Raw genomic sequence first — 2,493 nt, 5'->3', positions numbered from 1 at the left:
GTGTGAATAAATCCATGTAAATTTAAGTGTAACCTCTCAAGTGCTTTATTTTAATAGAGTTATACATACATTAAAACTTCTTCCTCATCAAAGGGACTATACTTTTTCTTGTCAACAGCCTCTCAAGATCTGACCTTTATTTCTTCTTGACAATTCAAGATCTGACCTTTATTTCTTGATGACCTTTATTTCTTGACCTGACCTTTATTTCTTGACCTTTATTTCTCCATCTATTCTATTCTGTTTCTATCAATCTCAAGAATTGTCTTACCCCTATAATTTGTATCCCATGATAGTATTTAATATTACCCAGATGAGGGTCAGAGGTAACCAGATAGTCAGCTCTTCCCTCCAGAGCACAAGATAAAAACATATTATCCTTTATGTCTTCTGACCGTTCTACTTTATATAATCCTTTGGTTTTTAATGACTTTTCAGCCAACAGGCTGTTTAACTCTCTAATTAATCTTAAGTTTATTCCCTTGCGGATTAATACCTCAAGATACTCGTCAACTATTTCATCTGAAAGCATAAACTCAAATTTATCTTCAGTGATAGCCTGAATAATGCCCGAACAGATCCCTCCAGGTTTTAAGAAAGCTGATATTATTACATTAGTATCAACAACTGCTTTTATCTTATCCTTTTGCTCGTTCAAGTCTTAACTCCTTGATAAATTGGCTAATTTCTTCTTCTGAAACTTTATTTAGTTGTTTTTCGACCGCATCTTGTTGAATAGCTTTAGCTACCCTTCCAAATCTTTGTCCCCAGGAGTTTTCTAATCGTTTCAAGATAATTAGATTCTCATTATCACATAAACACCTGAATTTTTCACCCATTTTTAAACCCAATACATCTACGGTTTCTTTAGGTATTGAAAGATGACCATCTGCGAGAAATTCAGCATAACAACTTGTTTCTACCATTGGCTATTCACCACCTTTTTGAATAAATTTAATAGAGATTTTCCATTAGAAGTTCTTCCCTTCTGTTAATTCCCCTTACATCTTCTAAAAAGTCATTGAGATGCACACTGCATTTCTAAATGGACATGCTTTAGCACTCTTCGCAACTTCTCCGCCGGACTGTTTCACAATCGCTTCTTCGCCAGTTCGCTTCTTCGCAACTTCTTCGCCAAACCGTTCCACTGCCGCTTTTCTTTGTCAAGCCTCTTCTCCGTAACTTCCTGCCCGAGTTGCTGTTCCTTCGCTTCTTAGCAGGCTAACGATTGAGTTCAGCGGCGGTGGGGAGGATTGCTACTAAACTTTATATACATAACAAAACTTTGGTCAACCACAAACCTTTGAGAAGCCGTCCACCCCCGCCGTCCGCTGCAACGATTTGTTAGCAAAAGTTCCACTCCGCCATTTTTTCTCTTTTTCTTCTTGTTCCCGTATTCCATAATTAAGGTCTAATGTCCGACCCCAACTTACTTCTTTTTTTACTTGTGTTCGATAGGGACTACTGCAAGTGTTTTACCCAGAGAGGCTAATACCTTGATAATGGTAGATAATTGTGGGTCAGTAGCACCACGCTCCAGCCGAGCAATAACAGGTTGTTTTACCCCGCTCATCGACTCAAGCTTCTTTTGCGTCAAGCCGCTTGATTGCCTGGCCCTAATGATTTCACCCAGGAGGGTTACTTTAATATCTGTTTCCGCCCTCTCCTCTGGAGTTAAGAGAGACACCCGCACGCTCTCCCAGCTGTCCCCTAATGGAGAAATAGACCTAGTTCTCATTCTTACCACTCCTTTCGATATAGTCTTTAAGATTGCGTTTTGCTTGTTCAATTTCCTTCTTAGGCGTCTTTTGCGTTTTTTTTACGAAGTGATGAAGCAATACAAAACTCTCACCTTTCCAGCAAAAGAAGAAAAACCTATCACGCAAAGGGCGAAGCTCCCAAATTTCACCGTCAATATGTTTTATAAAAGGCTCTCCTAACCTTGTGCCGTATTTACTTAACGCCTGTAAATAATAGTCTATCTTATTTAACTTGATACGGCTATCTTTATCAGACTTGCCCGCCAGATCTACAAGGTATTCTTTTATCGGCTGTTTACCTTGTGCATCCCTGTAAAAGTTTATCTTGAACATTTCCTATTATGCCCCCTCTCAATTATATTATAATTTACTCGTTATAAAATGTCAATAACTTTTAAGCATATTTTTATAATTATTTTAGAAATGGGGTTAAAACAAGCATAAAACAAACACAAGGATTTACTCATTATATCTTTGCCTTCAATGGTCTCCGAATGAATAACAGTTTTTCAGAGGCAATACCCTTACCCGTTAATTCACATCATATTCAATGGCACACGGACAATCCATCATTCAACTTTCCAATCTCTTTCTGTGGCTAACGATAAAATAACCTGCTCTGTCAGGTTCATTGTTTTGTTAGCAATTCATTTCTTTGTCACTTTCTCTCCAGACTACTTCTTCGCTGCTTCTGCTCCAAGCCACTTCCTTACCACTCCTGCTCCGAATCTGG

The 2,493-nt window shown here is 38.3% G+C and carries 5 protein-coding genes; all 5 read right to left on the bottom strand.

Annotation, left to right across the window (positions count from 1 at the left end; translation table 11 throughout):
- Positions 1-235: 235 nt before the first annotated feature.
- Positions 236-658, bottom strand: coding sequence for a putative toxin-antitoxin system toxin component, PIN family (locus tag AB1414_19155; protein MEW6609531.1), 423 nt, complete (start codon positions 656-658; stop codon positions 236-238).
- Positions 639-926 carry a hypothetical protein gene (locus tag AB1414_19150; protein MEW6609530.1) on the bottom strand — a complete coding sequence of 96 codons (288 nt, stop codon included), beginning with the start codon at positions 924-926 and terminating at the stop codon, positions 639-641. The genes AB1414_19155 and AB1414_19150 overlap by 20 nt, the downstream gene beginning before the upstream one ends.
- 84 nt (positions 927-1,010) lie before the next feature.
- Entirely contained in the window at positions 1,011-1,148 is a 138-nt protein-coding gene (locus AB1414_19145; protein MEW6609529.1) for a hypothetical protein, read from the bottom strand.
- A gap of 293 nt (positions 1,149-1,441) precedes the next feature.
- Positions 1,442-1,738, bottom strand: coding sequence for a helix-turn-helix domain-containing protein (locus tag AB1414_19140; GenBank protein MEW6609528.1), 297 nt, complete (start codon positions 1,736-1,738; stop codon positions 1,442-1,444).
- On the bottom strand, positions 1,728-2,093 hold the full coding sequence (locus AB1414_19135) for a type II toxin-antitoxin system RelE/ParE family toxin (GenBank protein ID MEW6609527.1): 366 nt from the start codon (positions 2,091-2,093) through the stop codon (positions 1,728-1,730). Before AB1414_19135 ends, AB1414_19140 begins: the two co-directional genes overlap by 11 nt.
- Positions 2,094-2,493 lie beyond the last annotated feature (400 nt).

This window comes from bacterium, from assembly GCA_040755795.1.
GTDB lineage: Bacteria > UBA9089 > CG2-30-40-21 > CG2-30-40-21 > SBAY01 > JBFLXS01.
The sequence above is the reverse complement of the archived record's forward strand: the minus strand, read 5'-3'. Positions and strand labels throughout refer to the sequence as shown.